This window comes from Paracoccaceae bacterium (genome assembly GCA_019454225.1).
Classification (GTDB): domain Bacteria; phylum Pseudomonadota; class Alphaproteobacteria; order Rhodobacterales; family Rhodobacteraceae.
The window spans coordinates 2,926,070-2,944,238 of the sequence record CP075370.1 but is presented as its reverse complement, the minus strand read 5'-3'; the positions used below and the strand labels follow the sequence as shown (position 1 = coordinate 2,944,238).

The following is an 18,169-nucleotide window of genomic DNA, read 5'->3' as shown; positions in this document are numbered from 1 at the left end:
CGCCGGGTGTCAGTGATGGGCGGACGCGGCGGACGACTGGTTCCCCAGCAGCAGGTCGCGCCCGGCGTAGATGTCGCCCGTCATCTGCAGCGACAGGCGTTCGGCGTCCCGGCGGCGCACGTCCTGAAGCACCTCTGTGACGGTCTCGGGCGCCTCGCCCAGACTGCGCAGCGCCTCGGCGCCCGTGGCCAGCGCCGACTCGAAGGTCTCGCGCATCTGGAAGGCGGCACCGGCGTGGACCAGTTCGATCGCGTGGCCGCGGTCGTAGGCCCGGGCGAGCACGGGGACCAGCGGGAATTCGTCGTGCATCAGGTGGGCGATGCGCGTCGCATCGGCGGCCCGGTCGACGGCGATCACCACCGCGCGGGCATGCCCGGCCCCGGCCGCGTGCAGGATGTCGAGCCGCGTGCCGTCGCCATAGAACACCTTGAAGCCGAAACTGCGGGCGGCGGTGATCATCTCGGGGTCGGAATCGATGGTGCTGACGGCATAGCCGCGCGCCAGCAGCGGCTGGCTGACGATCTGGCCGAAGCGCCCGAAGCCCACGATCAGCACATGCGCGCCTTCATCCTCGGGGCCGGCCAGCCCTTCGGCACTGGCCCGCGTGCGCGGCATCAGGCGGTCATGCAGCATGACGAACAGCGGTGTCATCACCATCGAGACGATGATGATCGCGGTCAGCATGGCGCTGCCCTCGGGGGTCAGCAGGCCCACGGCCAGCGCCGCGCCGTAGAGGACGAAGGCGAATTCGCCGCCCTGCGCCATCAGGACGACGCGTTCCACCGCCTCGGGATGGGAGGCGCGGAAGAACCGGGCCACCGCATAGATCCCCGCCATCTTGAGCGCGGTGAAGGCCACGACCGAGATCAGGATGATCCGCCATTCCGCCGCAACCACGGAGAGGTCGAGCGACATGCCGACGGCGAGGAAGAACAGCCCGAGCAGGATTCCCCGGAACGGTTCGATGTCGGCCTCGAGCTGGTGGCGCCAGGACGATTCGGACAGCAGGACGCCCGCCAGGAATGCGCCCATCGCGGTGGACAGGCCGCCGGTCTGCATCCAGAGCGCCGCGCCCAGCACGATGAGGAGTGCGGCGGCGGTCATCACCTCACGCGCGCGGGCGGCGGCCAGCAGGCCGAAGAACGGGTTCAGCAGGTAGCGCCCCGCGACCACAAGTGCCGCGATGGCGCCCAGGCCGATGGCGATGCCGGTCAGGCGTTCGGTCATCGTGACCTCGGCCGCGCCGGGGGCGAGGAAGGCCGCCAGTGCCAGGAGCGGCACGATCGCCAGATCCTCGAACAGCAGGATCGCGATGATCCGCTGGCCCTTGGGTGCGGTCAGGTCGCCCCGTTCGCCCAGCATCTGCATGACGATGGCGGTGGAGGTGAGCACGAAGCCGGTGCCCGCGATCAGCGCGGTGGCGAAGGGATAGCCCAGCGCCACGCCCACGACGCTGAGCAGCCCCATGCAGAGCACGACCTGCACCAGGCCGAGGCCGAAGATGTCGCCGCGCATCGCCCAGAGCTTGCCGGGTTCCATCTCGAGCCCGATGATGAACAGGAACATGACGACGCCGAGTTCCGCGACATGCAGGATCGTCATCGGATCGGCGAACAGGGCGAGGCCGAAGGGCCCGATCGCCAGCCCCGCCGCGAGATAGCCGAGGACCGAGCCGAGGCCCAGCCGCTTGAACAGCGGCACGGCGATGACGGCGGCGGCCAGCAGGATCACGGCTGAGGCGATGTCGGGGCCATGCGCCGCCGCATGGGCGGCGTCGGTGGCGGCGTCAGTGGCCATGGGTCATGTCCTTCAGGCGGGGGAGCAGCGCAGCGGCGGCCAGCGCCGCGGCGGCGGGCAGGGCGAAGTTGACGGCGAGGATCGGCAGTTCCTGCGCCACGGTGAACCCCGCGCGCGTCACGCCCACCCACATGTGCGCCAGGGTCACCGCCAGCCAGACCGGCAGGAACAGCCGGGCCGCCAGCACCGGCCCGTCGGGCACGCCGCCCCAGAGCCGCCCGAAGATCAGGAACACGGCAAGGAGCAGGAGCCCCGCGAGAAGCGTCAGGATGGTGTGCATGGCGTTGATCCGGGGCTGCGGCGCGGCGGGGTGGGGCGACTATCGGTCGCCCGGCGGGTGCTGGCAAGCCCTGCGGCGGTGGCCGATTTTCCTTCGGCCGCCGGGCGCGGCGCGCTATCCTGCGGGATGCCCCTGCGTCGCCCGCCGCTTCGCCCCTGCCTGACGGCCTGCCTTGCGGGCCTGATGGCGCTGGCGGCGGCCCCGGCGGATGCCTGCCGTCTGGCGCTGGCGCTGGCGCTGGATGTGTCCTGGTCGGTGGACGGGCGCGACTATGACATCCAGCGCGGCGGGCTGCTGGCGGCGCTGGCCGACCCGGCGATCCGGGCGGCGTTCCTGCGGGGCGATCCGGTGGCGCTGGCGGTCTACGAATGGTCGGGCGTGCAGCATCAGGATCTGGTGGCGGACTGGCGGCTGATCCTGTCGGAGGCCGATCTGGACCGGGTGTCGGCGCAGGTGGCGGGGCACGCGCGGTCGCCCTTCGGGCTGCCCACGGCGACGGGGGCGGCGCTGGCCTTCGGCGCCGAGCTGATGGCCCGGGCGCCGGCCTGCGCGGTGCAGGTGATCGACATCTCGGGCGACGGGCAGTCGAACAACGGGCCGGACCCCGACCGGGTAACGGCGGGCTGGACGGGGATCACGGTGAACGCGCTGGCGATCGGCCAGCACGAGATGGGGCTGGTGGACTATCTTCAGCGCAAGGTGATCCGGGGACCGGGGGCCTTTGTCGAATATGCCGCGCGGCACAGCGATTTTCCCGAGGCGATCCGGCGCAAGCTGTTCCGCGAACTGACCGAGCCGGTGTTCGGTGCGGCGCCTGCCGCGCCTGCCGGGCCTGCCGCGCGCACGGCGCCGGGGTAGGCGGGGCGCGAAATCCGCAGGCGGCGCGGGCGTGCCCCCTTTCCCCCGGGCGCGCTTGCCCCTATAGACCCGCCCTTGATCCGCACCCGCCCGGAGGCCCGCGATGCAAGGCAGCGCCAACCTGAACCTGATGATCAAGGCCGCGCGCAAGGCGGGACGGTCGCTGGTCAAGGATTTCCGGGAGGTCGAGAACCTGCAGGTGTCGTCCAAGGGGCCGGGCGACTTCGTTTCCAAGGCCGACCGCGAGGCCGAGCGGATCATCAAGGAAGAGCTGATGGGGGGCCGCCCGACCTATGGCTGGCTGGGCGAGGAGACGGGCGAGACCGCCGGCGAGGATCCGACGCGCCGCTGGATCGTCGATCCGCTGGACGGGACGACGAACTTCCTGCACGGGCTGCCGCACTGGGCGATCTCGATCGCGCTGGAGCACAAGGGCGAGATCGTTTCGGGCGTGATCTATGACCCGGCGAAGGACGAGATGTTCTGGGCCGAGAAGGGGCAGGGCGCCTGGCTGAACGACAGCCGCCGCATGCGGGTGTCGGGACGGCGCGACATGATCGAGGCGATCTTTGCCACCGGCGTGCCCTTTGCCAGCCGGCCCGCGCTGCCTGCCACGCTGCAGGATCTGGCGCGGCTGATGCCGGTCTGCGCGGGTGTGCGGCGCTGGGGCGCGGCGGCGCTGGACATGGCCTATGTGGCGGGCGGGCGGTTCGACGGGTTCTGGGAGCGCGGGCTGAGCCCCTGGGACATGGCGGCCGGCCTGATCCTGGTGCGCGAGGCGGGCGGATTTGCCGAGGGGCTGCGCGCGGGGCAGGATGCCTTTGCCTCGGGCGGCGTGATCTGCGGCAACGGCCTGCTGTTCCCGGCGTTCCGCGACATCATCCGCGGCGCCTGAGGCAAGGCCGGCGGCACGGGCCGTCAGGGCCGCCAGGACAGGAAGTTCGCGATCAGCCGCAGGCCGGTGGCCTGGCTTTTCTCGGGGTGGAACTGGGTGCCGACCATGGTGTCGCGCCCCACGATGGCAGTGACCGGCCCGCCATAGTCGGCATGGGCCAGCCGTTCCGCCGGGCGCGTCACCGTCATGTGATAGGAATGCACGAAATAGGCGTGGTCGCCGGTGCGGATTCCGGCAAGGACCGGATGGTCGGCCTCGACCACCAGGTCGTTCCAGCCCATGTGCGGCACCTTCAGCCCGGACGCGCCGGGCACGATGCGGTCGACCGTGCCGCCGATCCAGCCGAAGCCCGGGGTTTCGGCATGTTCCAGCCCGCGCTCGGCCATCATCTGCATGCCGATGCAGATGCCCAGGAAGGGGCGGGCGCGGGGGCCCGCCGCCTCGGCGATCGCGTCATAGAGGCCGGGGCGCGCCAGAAGCGCGCGTCGGCAGGCCGGGAAGGCGCCGTCGCCCGGCAGCACGATGCGATCGGCGCGGGCCACATCCTCGGGCCGGTCGGACACGATCACGCTGCCCGCGCCGGTCTGGTCGGCCATCAGGCGGAACGCCTTTTCGGCGGAATGCAGGTTGCCGCTGTCGTAGTCGACCAGAACCGTCAGCGCCATGTCCGCCCCCGGACCCCGCGGGTCACAGCGTGCCCTTGGTCGAGGGGATCGCGTCGGCACGGCGCGGGTCGGGTTCCACCGCCATGCGCAGGGCGCGGGCGGCGGCCTTGAACGCGGCCTCGGCGATGTGGTGGCCGTTGACACCGTGCGGCCGGTCGAGATGCAGCGTGATGCCGCCATGCGTCGAAAGCGCCTGGAAGAACTCGCGCACCAGTTCGGTGTCGAAACTGCCGATCTTCGCGGTCGGGAAGGCGACATTCCACACCAGATAGGGCCGCCCCGACAGGTCGAGCGCGCAGACCACCTGCGCGTCGTCCATCGCCAGCCGCGCCTCGCCATAGCGGCGGATGCCGCGCTTGTCGCCCAGCGCCCGGGTCAGCGCCTGGCCCAGCGCGATGCCGCAATCCTCGACCGTATGGTGATCGTCGATATGGGTGTCGCCGCGCGCCGTCAGCGTGATGTCGATCAGGCTGTGGCGGGCCACCTGGTCGAGCATGTGGTCGAAGAAGCCGACGCCGGTGTCGATCCTGGACTGGCCGGTTCCGTCAAGGTTCACCGCGACGGTGATGTCGGTCTCGGTCGTCTGGCGGGTCAGGCTGGCCTGGCGCATCGCGCGGTTCCTTTCGGCAGCGTCGGCGGGCCTTGTAGCGGGGGCGGTGCCGCTTGGGAAGGGTCAGGCGCGGCGGAGCGCGGCAAGGCCGAGGCCGACGCCCCCGGTGACCGCGATCATGCCGCTGGCGCTGACCGCCGCATGATGGCCCAGCGCCAGCGGGCCCCAGCCCGCCAGCACCGTGCCCGCGAGCGCGGTCGTCGCGGCGATGACGGCGCTGAGCGCCACCTGGCGGGGCAGGCGGTCGGTCAGCAGGCGGGCGGTGGCCGCGGGCAGGATCAGCATGGCGATGGTCAGGATGGCGCCGACGGCGGCGAAGGCGGCGACCGATGCGACGGCGGTGACCGCGACCAGCAGCAGGGACAGCCCGCGCACCGGCAGCCCCTGGGTGGCGGCGTGGACCGGATCGAACGAGGCCATGACCAGCGGGCGCCAGGCCATCGCCAGCGTCGCCGCGACCAGCCCCAGTGCGGCGGCCAGATGGAACAGCTCGGGCGGCAGGCCCGCCAGCGCGGCGGGGTCGAGCAGCGCGCCCCAGCCTGTCGCATCCAGCCAGATCAGCGATTCGAGGCTGCCGTAGAGCGCGTGTTCCACATCCAGATGGACACCGCCCGCGCCCGTCAGTTCCAGCATCAGGACGCCCGCGGCGAAGAGCGTGGTAAAGGTCATCGCCATGGCGGCGGGGGCGGGCACCGGGCCCGCCGCGCGGATCGCCTGGACCATGCCGACCGACAGCAGCGCCGCCGCCATGGCGCCGAGGGTCATCGCCAGGCCCGATGTCGACCCGGTGACCAGGAAGGCGGCGACGATGCCGGGCAGGGCGGCATGGGCCATCATGTCGCCCACCATCGCCTCGCCCCGCAGGATCAGCAGGTTGCCGGGCAGGGCGGTGGCCAGTGCCGCCAGAACGGCGGCGAGCATCGGCACCAGCGACAGGGCGACGAAATCGGCCGCCATCACGCCAACCCCCGCATCCGGCGCAGGGCCGCGGCCATGGCGAAGGCCGCGGCGGCGGCGCAGACGATCACCGCCCCGGTGGGCAGGCCCGGCACGGCGGCCGAGGCGGCGGCACCCAGCCAGCCCGCCGCGCCGCCGATCAGCCCCGACAGCATCGCCATGTGTCCGGACCGGTCCGTCGCTAGGCGGGCGGCGGCGGCCGGTGTCACCAGCAGCGCCACGATCAGCACCGCGCCCACCACCCGCAGGCCGGTGATCACCACGGCCAGCACCAGCGCCAGCAGGAGCGCGTCGAGCACCGACGGGCGCAGGCCCATCGCGGCGGCATGGGCGCGGTCGAAGGCGGTCATGGTCAGCGGGCGCCAGGCCAGCGCCAGCACCGCCAGCACCAGCGCCCCGCCCGCCCCGATGATGATCGCATCCGCGCGCAGCATCCCGGCGGTCGAGCCGAGCAGGAACCCTTCCAGCCCGGCCTGGCGGCCGCCCGGCAGGCCCTGGATCAGCGTCAGCAGCACGATGCCCGCGCCATAGGCCACCGACAGGACGGCGGCGGTGGCGGTGTCCTCGGCCAGCCGGGTGCGGGCAGTCAGCCGCTGCAGGGCCCAGAGCCCGGCCCCGGCCGTCAAGGCCCCGCCCAGCATCAGTGGCGCAAGGCCGCGCGATTCGGTGCCCAGCGCGGTGAGGGCCAGGAAGGCCAGCGCCACGCCGGGCAGGGTGGCATGGGCGATGGCATCGGGCACCAGCGACCGGCGGCGCAGGAACAGCGCCGCGCCGGTGGCCCCGGCTGCGACCCCCAGCATGGCGGCGCCCAGCGTCACCAGCGTGGCGTTGTAGCCGAGTTGCAGGGTCAGCGCCGACAGGAACATGCGATCAGGCCCGCGGCTCGGGCGGGCGGACAGGGCGGATCGGGGCGCGGGGCCGCATGGACGATCCCTTCAGGCCGCGTCGGCCACGACCGGCGCATAGGTGCGGCCGATCCGGTCGGCGGTGAAGGTCTCGGCCACCGGCCCTTCTGCCACGACGCGGCGGTTCAGCATCAGCACCCGGTCGAAGCGGTCGGATACGGTCGCCAGGTCGTGGTGCACCGCCACCACGGCCGCGCCCGCATCGCGCAGCGCCCGCAGGACGCCCATGATCGCGGCCTCGGTCGCGGCATCGACCCCGGCGAAGGGTTCGTCGAGAAGGTAGAGGTCGGCCCCCTGTGCCAGGGCCCGCGCCAGGAACACGCGCTGCTGCTGGCCGCCCGACAGGGCGCCGATCTGGCGCCGCGCAAGATCGGCCAGGCCGACGCGCGACAGCGCATCCATCGCCAGCGCGCGGTCGGCCCGGGTCAGCCTGCGGAACGGGCCGGTGCGGCGGTAGAGGCCGGTCGCCACAACGTCGAAGGCGGACAGCGGGAAATCCCAGTCGACGCCTGCGCGCTGCGGCATGTAGGCCACGCGGGCGCGGGCGGTGTCGAGCGCGGTGCCGAAGAACCGCACCGCCCCCTGCGACGGCACCAGCCCCAGCGCGGCCTTGATCAGGGTGGACTTTCCCGCACCGTTCGGGCCGACGATGGCGGTCAGCGCGGCGCCGGGGAAGGTCGCGGTGACGGCCTCGATCGCCGGGGCGCCCGCATAGTCGGCGGTCAGGCCCGCCACCGCCAGCGCCGGGGTGGCGGGCGGTGCAGCCAGGCGGGCAAGGGGTGCGGCATCCGTCGTCATGCGCCCGCCGCCAGCCGCCCGGCCATGCCGCGCGCCGGCGCCTCGCCGCCGAGCGCGCGGGCGATCACGGTGGCGTTGTGATCGACCATGCCGATCCAGGTGCCTTCATAGGTGCCGTCCGCACCCATCGCATCCGAGAACAGTTCGCCCCCGATGGTGACCTGGTGGCCCCGGGCGGCGGCCCCCTCGATCAGCGCGCGGACGGCGCGGGCGGGCACCGAGCTTTCGACAAAGACCGCCGGGACGTCACGGGTCACCAGCAGGTCCACCAGATCGGCGATGCGCGCCAGACCCGCCTCGCTGTCGGTGGACAGGCCCTGGATCCCCTCGACCTGCCAGCCGTAGGCGCGGCCAAAATAGTTGAAGGCATCATGCGCCGTGACCAGCAGGCGGCGATCGGCGGGCACCGAGGACAGTACGCGCGCGGCGTAGGCGCCCACCGCCCGGGCATCCGCCGCGAAGGCCGCCGCACCCTCGGCATGGATCGCGGCGCGGTCGGGAAAGGCGGTGTCGAGCGCGGCCGCCAGCGGCGCGGCAATGCCCGACCAGAGCGCCGGGTCGAACCAGACATGCGGGTCGAACAGGCCGGGATATTCGGGGTCGGGCAGCAGCGCATCCTGCGGCAGCGCCTCGGCCAGTGCGACCACCGGCTTGCGCGCCGCGAGGTCCGCCATCAGGTCGCGCAGCTGGGCCTCGAGGTTCAGGCCGTGCCACAGCACGAGATCGGCCCTGGCCAGCGCGGCGATATCGGTGCGGGTGGCACGCCAGGAATGCGGATCGATCCCCGGACCCATGAGGCCCTGCACCGGCGTTCCCGACAGGCGCCGGGCGGCATCGGCGATCATGCCCGTGGTGGCGACGATGCGCGGCGCGCCCTGTCCGAGGGCGCCGGGCGCGAAGGCCAGCGCGCCGAGGCTTGCCAGGATGGCGCGGCGGGTCGTGCGGGTGGCGGGCATCGGAAGGCTCCAGCTGGCGGGAATGCGGGGAAGATATGCGAACGAGTCGCAAAGTCAATGCGATTGAGAATTATTCGCAATCTCTCGCCGATCTGGTGCGGCGCCGCCTCAGCCCGCCAGCACGGGCCAGAGCGACAGAACCAGAAGCACCGCCATCGCGCGGTTGAAGGCCACCCGCCGGCCCGGCGCCTCGAGCCAGCGCCGCAGGCTCTGGCCTGCCGCCGCCCAGACCGCGACGGAGGGCAGGTTGACCGCGCAGAACACGGCCGCCACCAGCGCCATCGACGCGGTGCTGCGGTCGGGCGCATAGACCGCAGTGGCGGTCAGCGCCATGGCCCAGGCCTTGGGGTTCACCCACTGGAAGGCGGCCGCCTGCAGCGCGGTGAAGGGGCGGCCCGGGGCGGTGCCCGGCCGGGGCGGGGCGGCATGCGCGATCTTCCAGGCCAGCCACAGCATGTAGCCCACGCTTGCCAGCTTGAGCAGCGTCACCAGGCGCGGTTCGGCCAGGAACAGCCCCGCCAGGCCCAGGCCCACCAGGAACACCATCAGCGCATGGCCCAGGCTGACGCCCAGCATGTGCGGCACCGTTCGCCGCAGGCCGAAGTTCACCCCCGAGGCCAGAAGCATCAGGTTGTTCGGCCCCGGCGTGATGGACGAGGCGAAGGCGAAGCCCGCAAGGGCCAGGATCAGGTCGGTGCTCATGCGCGCAATCCTGCACCGGATCAAGCGGGTACGGATTGCAAAATGGTGCGTCCTGCGGCTACTCCTGCAATCCATGACGAAACTGGACGACATGAACCGCCGGATATTGCGCGAACTGTCGCGCGATGGGCGCATGGCCAACCTCGACCTGGCGGCACGGGTGGGTCTGTCGCCCTCGGCCTGCCTGCGCCGCGTGCAGGAGATGGAGCGCGCGGGGCTGATCCGGGGCTACCGGGCCGTTCTTGACCCCGCGAAACTGGGGGTCGGCTTCGTGGCCTATGTCACGGTCGGGCTGAACCGCCACACCAAGGACGCGCAGGAGGCGTTCGAGCGCGCGGTGGCCCGGGCCCCCGAGGTGCGGGAATGCCACAACATCACGGGCTCGGTCGAATACCTGCTGCGGGTCGAGGCCGCGGATCTGGCGGCCTACAAGCATTTCCATACCGAGGTGCTGGGCGTGCTGCCGCAGGTGCAGGCGCTGACCACCTTTGTCGTGATGGGCAGCCCCAAGGATGACCGGGCCTGACCGCCCCGGTGCCCGGCCGGTCCGCGCTTGCGCGAATCCCGCCTGCGCGGCACGCTGTCGGCACCGACCGCTGCGGGACGCCGGGAACTGAGCGGATCGGAACTGCTGCCACTGTTTCCAGCGAAGGAGGACAGAATGGGTGCAACCGTCGTCGATACGTCCCTGAAGGCTGCCACCTGGGAGAAGGTGAAACCCAAGGACTACAAGAACGGCGACCTGTCCAAGGCGCTCAAGGCGCTTGAGGGCGCGACAAAATCGTCGTTCTCGATGCCCGCCGACGTGCCGGGTCTGAAACTGTCCGAGATCGAGGCCTGCATCAAGACGCTCGAGGCCGCGAAGAAGGATCTCAAGCCCATGGTGGACGCGATGGGCGGCGTGGCCGATGCCGCCAAGTCCACGGCGGCGGAGTTGCTGAAGCTCGCCAAGGACAAGGAAGGCAAGGACAAGGGCGCCTATGAGGAGGCGAAGGGCGTGGCGGCCACCATGGCCACCAACGCCGCCAAGCGGAAGAAGGAGATGAGCTGACCGCTCAGCCCGACCGCAGGCCGGTTTCCACCAGCATGCCCCGCCGCTTGGCCTCGTAGTAATAGCCGCGCGCATACCACATGACCGCGCGTTCCTCGCTGCCGTCTGCCAGCAGCCAGGCGCCCCGCAGATAGCGGACGCCATAGGTCAGGTTCGTGTCGGCATCCAGCAGGTCCTGCGGCTGCCCCCGGAACCCCATGGTGCGGGCAGTCTGCGGCAGGATCTGCATCAGACCGTAGTAGGGGCCGTTGCGCGCCCCGGGCCGGTGGCGGCTTTCGCGGATCACCACCCGGTGCACCAGGCTGCGCGGCACACCGTTCGCATCCGCATGGTGGTTGATCAGCCGCCGCAGTTCCGGCGTTTCGTTGGCATGCAGCGGGGTGCTGTCGGACAGCGACGATGCCCCGCGCCCGCAGGCGGCAAGGGCGGCAAGCGACAGGATCAGGGCACGGCGGTGCATCGGTCTCTCCGGCAGGGGGCCGCTGCCCTGCTAGCCTATGCGCGCGCGCCGCGAAAGCCGGGCCGCGCCGCCTATGGCAGGGTTCCGCCCGGGGCGGTGTCGGCGGGGCGGCAGCGGCGGCAGGGCCGGAACCCCGCCGCCTGCGCCTGCGCAAGATCGGCGAACAGCCGCACGTTCCGCCGCAGCGGCGTGCGTGCGGTGCAGCCCGCGCGGCAGACGATGCCGGTCGTCACCACGGCATAGAACCAGGGCGACGGCGCCCGCGCGGCCAGCGCCGCCCATTCCTCGTCCTGCGGCGAACGTCCCGTCATGCCCGTGCCCCCCTTGTGACCAGCCAAAGACCCACCCCGATCAGCACCAGCCCCGCCACCTGCGCGGGCCCCACGTGCTCGGCCAGAAAGGCCACGCCCGTCGCGATCGCGCTGACCGGGATCAGGAAGGTCACCAGCGACAGGTTGACCGCCCCCGCCCGGGCCAGCAGCCGGAAATAGATCAGATAGGCCAGCGCGGTGCAGAGCACGGCGAGCGCCGCCACAGAGGCCAGCGCCGCCGCCCCCGGCGCGTCGCGCGTGAACGGTGTGTCATGGATCAGCACGACCGGCGCCAGCCACAGCGCGGCAGACGCCAGCATCCCGAAGGCGGCGGCGGGCGGCGACAGGCCAAGCCCGGCCAGCCGCCGCCCCCAGACCCCCGCCAGCGCATAGAGAAGGGCCGCGCCCAGGCACAGCGCCTGCGCCCCCGGCGCCCCGGCACCGCCGCCCATCAGGGCCGCGACACCCGCAAGCCCCGCAAGCACGCCCGCGACGCGCAGGCCGCCGACCCGTTCCACCCCGGCGGCGGCGGCCACGATCACGGTGAACAGCGGCGTCGTGGCGTTCAGCGTTGCCGCAAGGCCCGCGTCGATCTGCCCCTGCGCCACGGCGATCAGGGTGAAGGGCAGGGCGTTGTTCACCAGCCCCATCACCGCCAGCGCGCCCCAGGCCCGGCGCGGCGGCAGCGCGGTGCCGCCCGCCCGCAGCACCGCCAGCAGCACCAGCGCCGCCAGCGCGACGCGCAGCCATACCAGCGTCAGGGGCGCGAGTCCCCGCAGCGCCAGGGCCACGAACAGGAACGACCCGCCCCACAGGACCGACAGCAGCAGAAGAAGCGCCCAGTCGGCGCGGGACATCACAGGCGAGGGCATCGGTGGCTCCGGTCAGGCGGCCGTGCCATCCTGGCCCCGGGCCGCGTCGGGCGCGACCCGGTCCTTGCGGGTTATTTCACCCGTGTCCAGGTGCCGCCGTCGCGGCAGATGCCCAGGACGCAGCCCGATACCGCCAGGCTGTTGCCGTTCAGCTGCATCTTGGAATTGTAGGTCTTGTCGCGGTCGGGCGACCAGATCTTGCCGTCGCCATAGGCACCGCCGCCCTTGGCCTTCATGTCCCAGATGATCCGCTTGCCGACATTGGGCGAGGCCATTTCCTTGCCGTCCTTGCCGAAGGCCTTGACCAGCGTGCCGCAGACGGCGGCCCCACAGGCCTTGACGTCGACATGGCCGAAGTTGCCGTTGTCGTCGGGCTTGGTCTTCCAGACGCCCAGAACCGGGTCGGCGGCGGCCATGCCGGCCACGAGGGCCAGCGCGGTGGCGAGTGCGAGGGTGGTCTTCATGGTGTCCTCCTCCCTGAGGTGATGGCCGATTCTCTGCGCGCAGCGGGGGATTCGGGCAAGCGTGACGTGGGGTCCGGGGCATGCCGCGCCGGGTCGGGGGGCGGGCGCGGGGTCTTGGCAAGGCCATCCCCCCGTGCGACAGGGCGCCCGACGATCCACCGACGCGACATCCACCGGGGGCTGCGCATGATCCTCTATCCGGCCATCGACCTGAAGGACGGCGCCTGCGTGCGCCTGCTGCGCGGCGACATGGACAGCGCCACGGTCTTCGGCACCGACCCAGCCGCGCAGGCGGCCGCCTTTGCCGCAGCGGGCTGCGCCTGGCTGCATCTGGTGGATCTGAACGGCGCCTTCGCGGGCACCCCGGTCAACGGCGCGGCGGTCGGGGCGATCCTCGGGGCGGTCGATGTGCCCTGCCAGCTGGGCGGCGGCATCCGCGACATGGCGACCGCCGAGATGTGGCTGGCCGCAGGCGTGGCGCGCGTCATCCTCGGAACGGCGGCGGTCGAGGATCCGGGCTTCGTGCGTGCCGCCGCGCGGGCCTTTCCCGGCCGGGTGGCGGTGGGCATCGACGCGAAGGGCGGCATGGTCGCGACGCGCGGCTGGGCCGATGTGACCGAGGTGCAGGCCACCGATCTGGCGTTGCGCTTCGAGGATGCGGGCGTGGCCGCGCTGATCTATACCGACATCGACCGCGACGGCGCCATGGCGGGCCCCAACGTCGCGGCGACCGAGGCGCTTGCGCGGGCGGTCTCGATCCCGGTCATCGCCTCGGGCGGCGTCTCGCGGATGGACGACCTGATCGCCCTGCGCGATACCGGCGTGGTCGCCGGCGCGATCTCGGGCCGGGCGCTCTATGAGGGGGCGATCGACCTGGCCGAGGCGCTGGCGGTGCTGCGCGGCAACGCCTGACCGCGCCGCCGCGTCAGCCCCAGGGTGCCGCGCCCTCCAGCGTGATCTGGCCAAAGACGTTCTCGCGGTGCCATGCCAGGCTGTCGCGATGTGGCCAGTCGCGCGGGTCGCGCGGCAGGCACAGCCGCCCTTCCGGCCGGACCAGCCGGGCCGCCACCTCGGCCGGCACCTTGTTGCGCGAGACAAGGATCGTCATGTCCTCGGCCACCGACAGCAGGCCCCGGTCGAACATCCAGTGCACCGTGCCCGACAGGGCCAGCCCGTTGCGGACCGAGTCGCTGCCCTGGTGTTCCACCGGGCGGATATGCGCGGCCTGCACCTCGGGCCGCCCGCCGCCATTGCGCAGCCGCAGACCGGAGATCGCACAGCGATAGTCATAGGCGGCACGCACCTTGCGGCGAAAGGCGACATCCCGGTAGGGGCGGCTGGTCAGGCGCTCGATGACCGGCCGGTCAAACGGCGCCGCGGGATCCTCTGCCCCGGGGCGCTGCGGATCGTATCGCGCGGCTTCGGCCTCGATCAGGTCGGCGGGCAGGCCCAGCGCGACGATCCGGGCAAACTCGTGGTCGGGCAGGCGGCGCACCGCCAGCTGCTGCGCACCGCCCGATTTCGGCGAACCGTCCGCTGCCGCCAGTGCCGCCTCCAGCGGCCGGCCGTCGCGCAGGCGCGGAACCTCGCGGTCGAAGGGCAGATAGCTGTCCGGCGCGATAAGCGCCAGGAACCGCCCCTCGACCCCCGGCTTCGGCACGATCCCCCTGATCCTGGCCACGGCGAAATACCCGCGCGGCCCGGCCTTGACCGGCTCGTAGTAGATCGCCCAGTCACCGACCCCCTCCTGCATGGGCTTCAGGTAGGTCCTGGGGAAATCATAGACCACGTCAGGCTCGTCGTCGTAGATCGAGTCCGCCTTGTGCATCAGGATCAGCTTTGCCATGCCGCCAGGAAATCAATCCGGCGCGGTCTGGCAAGCGTTTTCCGGCCGTGGCATGCGGCCGTGGCGCCCCGCTTGGCGCTTGCCTTTCCGCGGTCGGCGCGGCAATCAGGCGCCATGCTGAAAACCCGCATCATTCCCTGTCTGGACGTGGCCGAGGGCCGCGTGGTCAAGGGCGTGAACTTCGTCGACCTGATCGACGCGGGCGATCCGGTCGAGGCGGCGGCAGCCTATGACGCGGCCGGTGCGGATGAGCTGTGCTTTCTCGACATCAAGGCCACGCATGAAAACCGCGGCACGATGTTCGATCTGGTCACCCGCACTGCCGAACGCTGCTTCATGCCGCTGACCGTGGGCGGCGGGGTGCGCGCGCCCGAGGACGTGCGTGCATTGCTGCTGGCCGGGGCGGACAAGGTCAGCCTGAATTCCGCCGCCGTGGCCGACCCCGACGTGGTGGCGGCCTGTGCCGACCGCTTCGGGTCGCAGTGCATCGTGGTGGCCATCGACGCCAAGGCGGTGGCGCCTGACCGGTGGGAGATCTTCACCCATGGCGGGCGGCGCCCCACCGGCATCGACGCGGTGGCGTTCGCCCGCCGCGTGGCCGAACGGGGCGCGGGCGAGATCCTGCTGACCTCGATGGACCGCGACGGAACGCGGGCCGGGTTTGACATCGCCCTGACGCGCGCCGTCGTCGATGCGGTGCCGGTGCCGGTCATCGCCTCGGGCGGGGTCGGTACGCTTGACCATCTGGTCGAAGGCGTGCGCGACGGTGGCGCGGCGGCGGTGCTGGCCGCCTCGATCTTCCACTTCGGCACCTATACGATCGCCGAGGCCAAGGCGCGCATGGCCGCCGCCGGCATCCCCGTGAGGCCCGCATGACCCATCCTTTCGACCGCCTTGCCGCAACCGTGGCCGCCCGCGCCGGCGCCGACCCGGCCAGTTCCTGGACCGCCAAGCTGCTGTCGGCGGGGCCCGAGACCTGCGCAAGGAAGTTCGGGGAAGAGGCGGTCGAGGCGGTGATCGAGGCGGTCCGTGGCGACCGCGACCGCCTGCTGTCCGAGGCCGCGGACGTCGTGTTCCACCTGACGGTCATGCTCGCCGCGCGCGGCGTGACGCTGGCCGAGGTCGGGGCCGAACTCGACCGCCGCGCGGGCGTGTCCGGGCTGGCCGAAAAGGCCGCGCGCCAGGGGTGATCCTGCGGCCAGGGCCCGGGCCGTCCGCCCCGCCGGATGGCGGGCCGGACGTCCGGATCCTCAGGCCGAGACCTGTTCGCGCAGGATCGCCGCCGTCATCGACACCATCAGGTAGATGCCCGCGAAGATCAGCATCGCCACCATCGTGTTCTCGAAGGCGCGGGGATAGGTTGCCTCGTCGGGCGGCACGGGGCTGACCGACAGCGACAGATAGCGCACCTGGCGGTTCGCCTCGACGCGCGCCGCTTCCATCGCCGACAGCGATTGCGCCAGCAGCATCTGGCGGGTCTGCACATCGGCCTGCGCCACCAGCAATTCGCCCTGCACCTTGGCGATCGAAAGGCCGTCGGCGCTGTCCTCGGTCAGCTTGGCGCGCAGCGCGGCGATCTCGGATTCGAGCGTGGCGATACGCCGGATCAGCGGGTCCATCCGGCTGGTGTTGGGGTTGGCATTGGCCTGCATCTGCTGCAACGACAGCCGGTCCTGTGTCAGCAGGGTTTCCAGTTGCCCGATCTGCTGGGTGATCAGCGAGACCTCGACCTCGGAGGACAGCACCTTGTACTGTTCCTGCAACTCGACCACGCGCCGCTGCGCATCGAGCATCTTGGCCTCGGCGTCCTCATAGCTCTGCCGCGCGCCCTGCATCTGGTCCTCGCGCAGGCGCTGCGTCAGCTGGTCCACCTGCCCCTCGGCATAGCGGATCAGCGCGCGCGAGAATTCCGCCGAGGTCTCGGGATCGGCGGCGATGACCTCCATCTTGATGATGCCCTCGGTCGGGTCATAGCTGATCTGGATGTTGTTCTGATAGGTCTTGTAGGTCTTCTCCGAACTCGCATCGGGTTCCAGCCGCACGATCGGGTCGAGCGTGGGCTGGCTGAAATGCGCGCGGAAGCCGTGGTCGGCATCCAGCCGCTGCATCGCCTCGCGCGACTGCAGATAGCCCTGCACGGCAATCGAATCCTGCTGCGTCGCAAAGGGCGACCCCTGCAGCAGCCCGCCCAGCCCCCCTGCGGCGGCGGCCGGGTTGTTCGACTGCTGGATCACGAATTCCGACTTGGTGGCGTAAAGCGGTGTGGCCACGATGTAGAAATACCAGCCGCAGATGAAGGTGGGCAGGCCCACGAAGAACAGCAGCCGCGCCAGCAGCAGCGCCGATTTCTTCTTGCGGCGGCGCGCGATGTCCTTCTGGATCTTCAGGATGTCGGCGGCATGGGCGGTATCGGCGCGCACCTCGGGGCTGGGCAGGCGCGGCGGCTTCACCGTCTGCGGAAGGCGCACGCCATCGCCTTCGCCCGGTGTGGTGGTCAGTGCCCGGCCGGTCGCGGGCGGTTCGGGCATGGCGGCGGGCAGGGTCTGCGCCTCCGCCCCCTCGGGCGGGGTTCCGGGCAGCACCAGATCCAGCACGTTGCCGCGCTGGAACGGGTCGATGCCCTTGCGGCGCAGCAGGCGCACCGCGTCGAAGTCGGATGTGGCGGCAAGGCCGTGCTTCTGCGCGATGCGCCGCGCCAGGCGCAACTGCCGGCCCGTCAGCCCCTCGCGCCGGATCGCGGCCAGATCGGCCTCTGACGCGACCTCGCCGGGGCCCGCGATGTCGCCCGGATTGGCGGCGGGAACGGCACGGGCGGCGGGCGGGGCGATCCCCGGCGGGCGGGCGGGGGCCTGCGGCGGCGGGGCCGGCGCCGGGGCGGCGGCGGTCGGAAAGGGCTCCGGCCCGAAACCGTCATCGGTCAGGTTGTCGAACAGCAGATCGTCCTCGCCGGCGGGCATCGGTGCGACCGCAGGAAATTCGGGGCGCCGCAGGCGGAACCGCCTAGCTTTGAGCTTCGTAGTCATACAGACGCTTCGCTTCCTCGAGGGTCTCGAACATGTAGAGCTGCCCGTGCCGCAGCACGGCCGCCTGACGGCAGAATTTCTCGATCGTCTGGGGCTGGTGCGACACCACCACCACCGTGGCCCGCGTCAGCCTCTCGCGCAGGATCGCGCCCGCGCGGCGGTTGAACTCGACATCCGAGGTCGAGGGCATCCCCTCGTCGATCAGGTAGATGTCGAACTCAAGCGCAAGCATCAGCGAGAAGGTGAAGCGCGCCTTCATCCCCTGGCTGTAGACACCCACCGGCCGGTCGAAATACTCGCCGATGCCGGCCATCCAGCGGCAGAACCCCTCGACATAGTCGGGGTCCAGCCCGTAGAGCCGCGCGATGTACCTGGAATTCTCGGTCGCCGTGTGCTTGGTCACGACCCCGCCCATGAAGCCCAGCGGAAACGAGATGCGCGAGGTGCGGAAGATCTGCCCCTCGTCCGGCTTCTCCAGCCCCGCCATCATGTTGATGATCGTGGTCTTGCCGGTGCCGTTCGGCGCAAGGATGCCCAGCGAGCGCCCCAGCTCCACCCGGAACGAAGCGCGGTCAAGGATCACCTTGCGCTGCGTGCCCGTCCAGAAGGACTTGCTGACATTCTCGAACGCGATCATCGCCTGTCCGCGGCCCCCGCCGCCCCCTGCCTGCTGCCCCGTGCCCCGCCATCACGCCCGCTGCGCCCCGGTTTCCGGCTGG

Annotated in this window: 23 protein-coding genes; 7 read left to right on the top strand and 16 right to left on the bottom strand. The window is 71.6% G+C overall.

Going from position 1 to position 18,169, the window contains the following annotated elements; all coding sequences use genetic code 11:
* Window positions 1-9: 9 nt before the first annotated feature.
* Both KF887_13930 and KF887_13925 read right to left on the bottom strand, forming a co-directional pair.
* Window positions 10-1,797 carry a monovalent cation:proton antiporter-2 (CPA2) family protein gene (locus KF887_13930; protein ID QYK40512.1) on the bottom strand — a complete coding sequence of 596 codons (1,788 nt, stop codon included), beginning with the start codon at window positions 1,795-1,797 and terminating at the stop codon, window positions 10-12.
* A complete protein-coding gene (locus tag KF887_13925) occupies window positions 1,787-2,077 on the bottom strand; it encodes a hypothetical protein (GenBank protein ID QYK40511.1) in 291 nt (96 codons plus the stop codon). The genes KF887_13930 and KF887_13925 overlap by 11 nt, the downstream gene beginning before the upstream one ends.
* 126 nt (window positions 2,078-2,203) lie before the next feature.
* Here KF887_13925 and KF887_13920 point away from each other — a divergent pair, with 126 nt between their 5' ends.
* Together KF887_13920 and KF887_13915 are read left to right on the top strand one after the other, a co-directional pair.
* Window positions 2,204-2,935, top strand: a complete 732-nt coding sequence (locus KF887_13920) for a DUF1194 domain-containing protein (protein QYK43580.1) — start codon at window positions 2,204-2,206, stop codon at window positions 2,933-2,935.
* Window positions 2,936-3,038: 103 nt separating this feature from the next.
* Window positions 3,039-3,830, top strand: coding sequence for an inositol monophosphatase (locus KF887_13915; protein QYK40510.1), 792 nt, complete (start codon window positions 3,039-3,041; stop codon window positions 3,828-3,830).
* Between the two features lie 23 nt (window positions 3,831-3,853).
* Here the strand turns inward: KF887_13915 and hisH are convergent, their stop codons facing one another.
* From hisH to KF887_13880, 7 genes are all read right to left on the bottom strand, one after another.
* Window positions 3,854-4,495: an imidazole glycerol phosphate synthase subunit HisH gene (gene hisH, locus KF887_13910; GenBank protein ID QYK40509.1), complete on the bottom strand. Its 642-nt coding sequence runs from the start codon at window positions 4,493-4,495 to the stop codon at window positions 3,854-3,856.
* Window positions 4,496-4,517: 22 nt separating this feature from the next.
* Window positions 4,518-5,105 (bottom strand): imidazoleglycerol-phosphate dehydratase HisB, encoded by a 588-nt coding sequence (gene hisB, locus KF887_13905; protein QYK40508.1) that lies wholly within the window; start codon window positions 5,103-5,105, stop codon window positions 4,518-4,520.
* Between the two features lie 63 nt (window positions 5,106-5,168).
* Window positions 5,169-6,062 (bottom strand): metal ABC transporter permease, encoded by an 894-nt coding sequence (locus KF887_13900; GenBank protein QYK40507.1) that lies wholly within the window; start codon window positions 6,060-6,062, stop codon window positions 5,169-5,171.
* On the bottom strand, window positions 6,062-6,928 hold the full coding sequence (locus KF887_13895; GenBank protein ID QYK40506.1) for a metal ABC transporter permease: 867 nt from the start codon (window positions 6,926-6,928) through the stop codon (window positions 6,062-6,064). The genes KF887_13900 and KF887_13895 overlap by 1 nt, the downstream gene beginning before the upstream one ends.
* A gap of 69 nt (window positions 6,929-6,997) precedes the next feature.
* On the bottom strand, window positions 6,998-7,765 hold the full coding sequence (locus tag KF887_13890; GenBank protein ID QYK40505.1) for a metal ABC transporter ATP-binding protein: 768 nt from the start codon (window positions 7,763-7,765) through the stop codon (window positions 6,998-7,000).
* Window positions 7,762-8,721, bottom strand: a complete 960-nt coding sequence (locus KF887_13885; GenBank protein QYK40504.1) for a zinc ABC transporter substrate-binding protein — start codon at window positions 8,719-8,721, stop codon at window positions 7,762-7,764. Before KF887_13885 ends, KF887_13890 begins: the two co-directional genes overlap by 4 nt.
* Window positions 8,722-8,829: 108 nt before the next feature.
* On the bottom strand, window positions 8,830-9,423 hold the full coding sequence (locus KF887_13880; GenBank protein ID QYK40503.1) for a LysE family translocator: 594 nt from the start codon (window positions 9,421-9,423) through the stop codon (window positions 8,830-8,832).
* A 73-nt stretch (window positions 9,424-9,496) separates the two neighbouring features.
* Between KF887_13880 and KF887_13875 the strand changes: the two genes are divergently transcribed.
* Window positions 9,497-9,949 carry an Lrp/AsnC family transcriptional regulator gene (locus KF887_13875; protein ID QYK40502.1) on the top strand — a complete coding sequence of 151 codons (453 nt, stop codon included), beginning with the start codon at window positions 9,497-9,499 and terminating at the stop codon, window positions 9,947-9,949.
* 135 nt (window positions 9,950-10,084) lie between these two features.
* Entirely contained in the window at window positions 10,085-10,474 is a 390-nt protein-coding gene (locus KF887_13870; protein ID QYK40501.1) for a hypothetical protein, read from the top strand.
* Window positions 10,475-10,478: 4 nt separating this feature from the next.
* Here the strand turns inward: KF887_13870 and KF887_13865 are convergent, their stop codons facing one another.
* From KF887_13865 to KF887_13850, 4 genes are all read right to left on the bottom strand, one after another.
* The gene (locus KF887_13865; protein QYK40500.1) at window positions 10,479-10,934 is read right to left on the bottom strand and encodes a lytic transglycosylase domain-containing protein; all 456 of its coding nucleotides are present in this window, start codon (window positions 10,932-10,934) and stop codon (window positions 10,479-10,481) included.
* Between the two features lie 71 nt (window positions 10,935-11,005).
* Window positions 11,006-11,245 (bottom strand): hypothetical protein, encoded by a 240-nt coding sequence (locus KF887_13860; GenBank protein ID QYK40499.1) that lies wholly within the window; start codon window positions 11,243-11,245, stop codon window positions 11,006-11,008.
* The gene (locus KF887_13855) at window positions 11,242-12,102 is read right to left on the bottom strand and encodes a DMT family transporter (GenBank protein ID QYK43579.1); all 861 of its coding nucleotides are present in this window, start codon (window positions 12,100-12,102) and stop codon (window positions 11,242-11,244) included. The genes KF887_13860 and KF887_13855 overlap by 4 nt, the downstream gene beginning before the upstream one ends.
* A gap of 86 nt (window positions 12,103-12,188) precedes the next feature.
* Window positions 12,189-12,581, bottom strand: coding sequence for a DUF2147 domain-containing protein (locus KF887_13850; protein QYK40498.1), 393 nt, complete (start codon window positions 12,579-12,581; stop codon window positions 12,189-12,191).
* Window positions 12,582-12,767: 186 nt separating this feature from the next.
* On the opposite strand from KF887_13850, the gene hisA reads away from it, so the two are divergent.
* A complete protein-coding gene (gene hisA, locus KF887_13845; protein ID QYK40497.1) occupies window positions 12,768-13,493 on the top strand; it encodes a 1-(5-phosphoribosyl)-5-[(5-phosphoribosylamino)methylideneamino]imidazole-4-carboxamide isomerase in 726 nt (241 codons plus the stop codon).
* A gap of 13 nt (window positions 13,494-13,506) precedes the next feature.
* Here hisA and KF887_13840 read toward each other — a convergent pair whose 3' ends face one another.
* Window positions 13,507-14,427, bottom strand: coding sequence for an HNH endonuclease (locus KF887_13840; protein ID QYK40496.1), 921 nt, complete (start codon window positions 14,425-14,427; stop codon window positions 13,507-13,509).
* A 114-nt stretch (window positions 14,428-14,541) separates the two neighbouring features.
* Between KF887_13840 and hisF the strand changes: the two genes are divergently transcribed.
* Together hisF and KF887_13830 are read left to right on the top strand one after the other, a co-directional pair.
* Window positions 14,542-15,303 carry an imidazole glycerol phosphate synthase subunit HisF gene (hisF, locus tag KF887_13835; protein QYK40495.1) on the top strand — a complete coding sequence of 254 codons (762 nt, stop codon included), beginning with the start codon at window positions 14,542-14,544 and terminating at the stop codon, window positions 15,301-15,303.
* The gene (locus KF887_13830) at window positions 15,300-15,617 is read left to right on the top strand and encodes a phosphoribosyl-ATP diphosphatase (GenBank protein ID QYK40494.1); all 318 of its coding nucleotides are present in this window, start codon (window positions 15,300-15,302) and stop codon (window positions 15,615-15,617) included. The genes hisF and KF887_13830 overlap by 4 nt, the downstream gene beginning before the upstream one ends.
* Before the next feature lie 60 nt (window positions 15,618-15,677).
* Here the strand turns inward: KF887_13830 and KF887_13825 are convergent, their stop codons facing one another.
* Together KF887_13825 and KF887_13820 are read right to left on the bottom strand one after the other, a co-directional pair.
* Window positions 15,678-17,450 (bottom strand): capsule biosynthesis protein, encoded by a 1,773-nt coding sequence (locus KF887_13825; GenBank protein ID QYK40493.1) that lies wholly within the window; start codon window positions 17,448-17,450, stop codon window positions 15,678-15,680.
* Window positions 17,428-18,087 carry an ATP-binding cassette domain-containing protein gene (locus tag KF887_13820; protein QYK40492.1) on the bottom strand — a complete coding sequence of 220 codons (660 nt, stop codon included), beginning with the start codon at window positions 18,085-18,087 and terminating at the stop codon, window positions 17,428-17,430. The genes KF887_13825 and KF887_13820 overlap by 23 nt, the downstream gene beginning before the upstream one ends.
* Window positions 18,088-18,169: the final 82 nt, after the last annotated feature.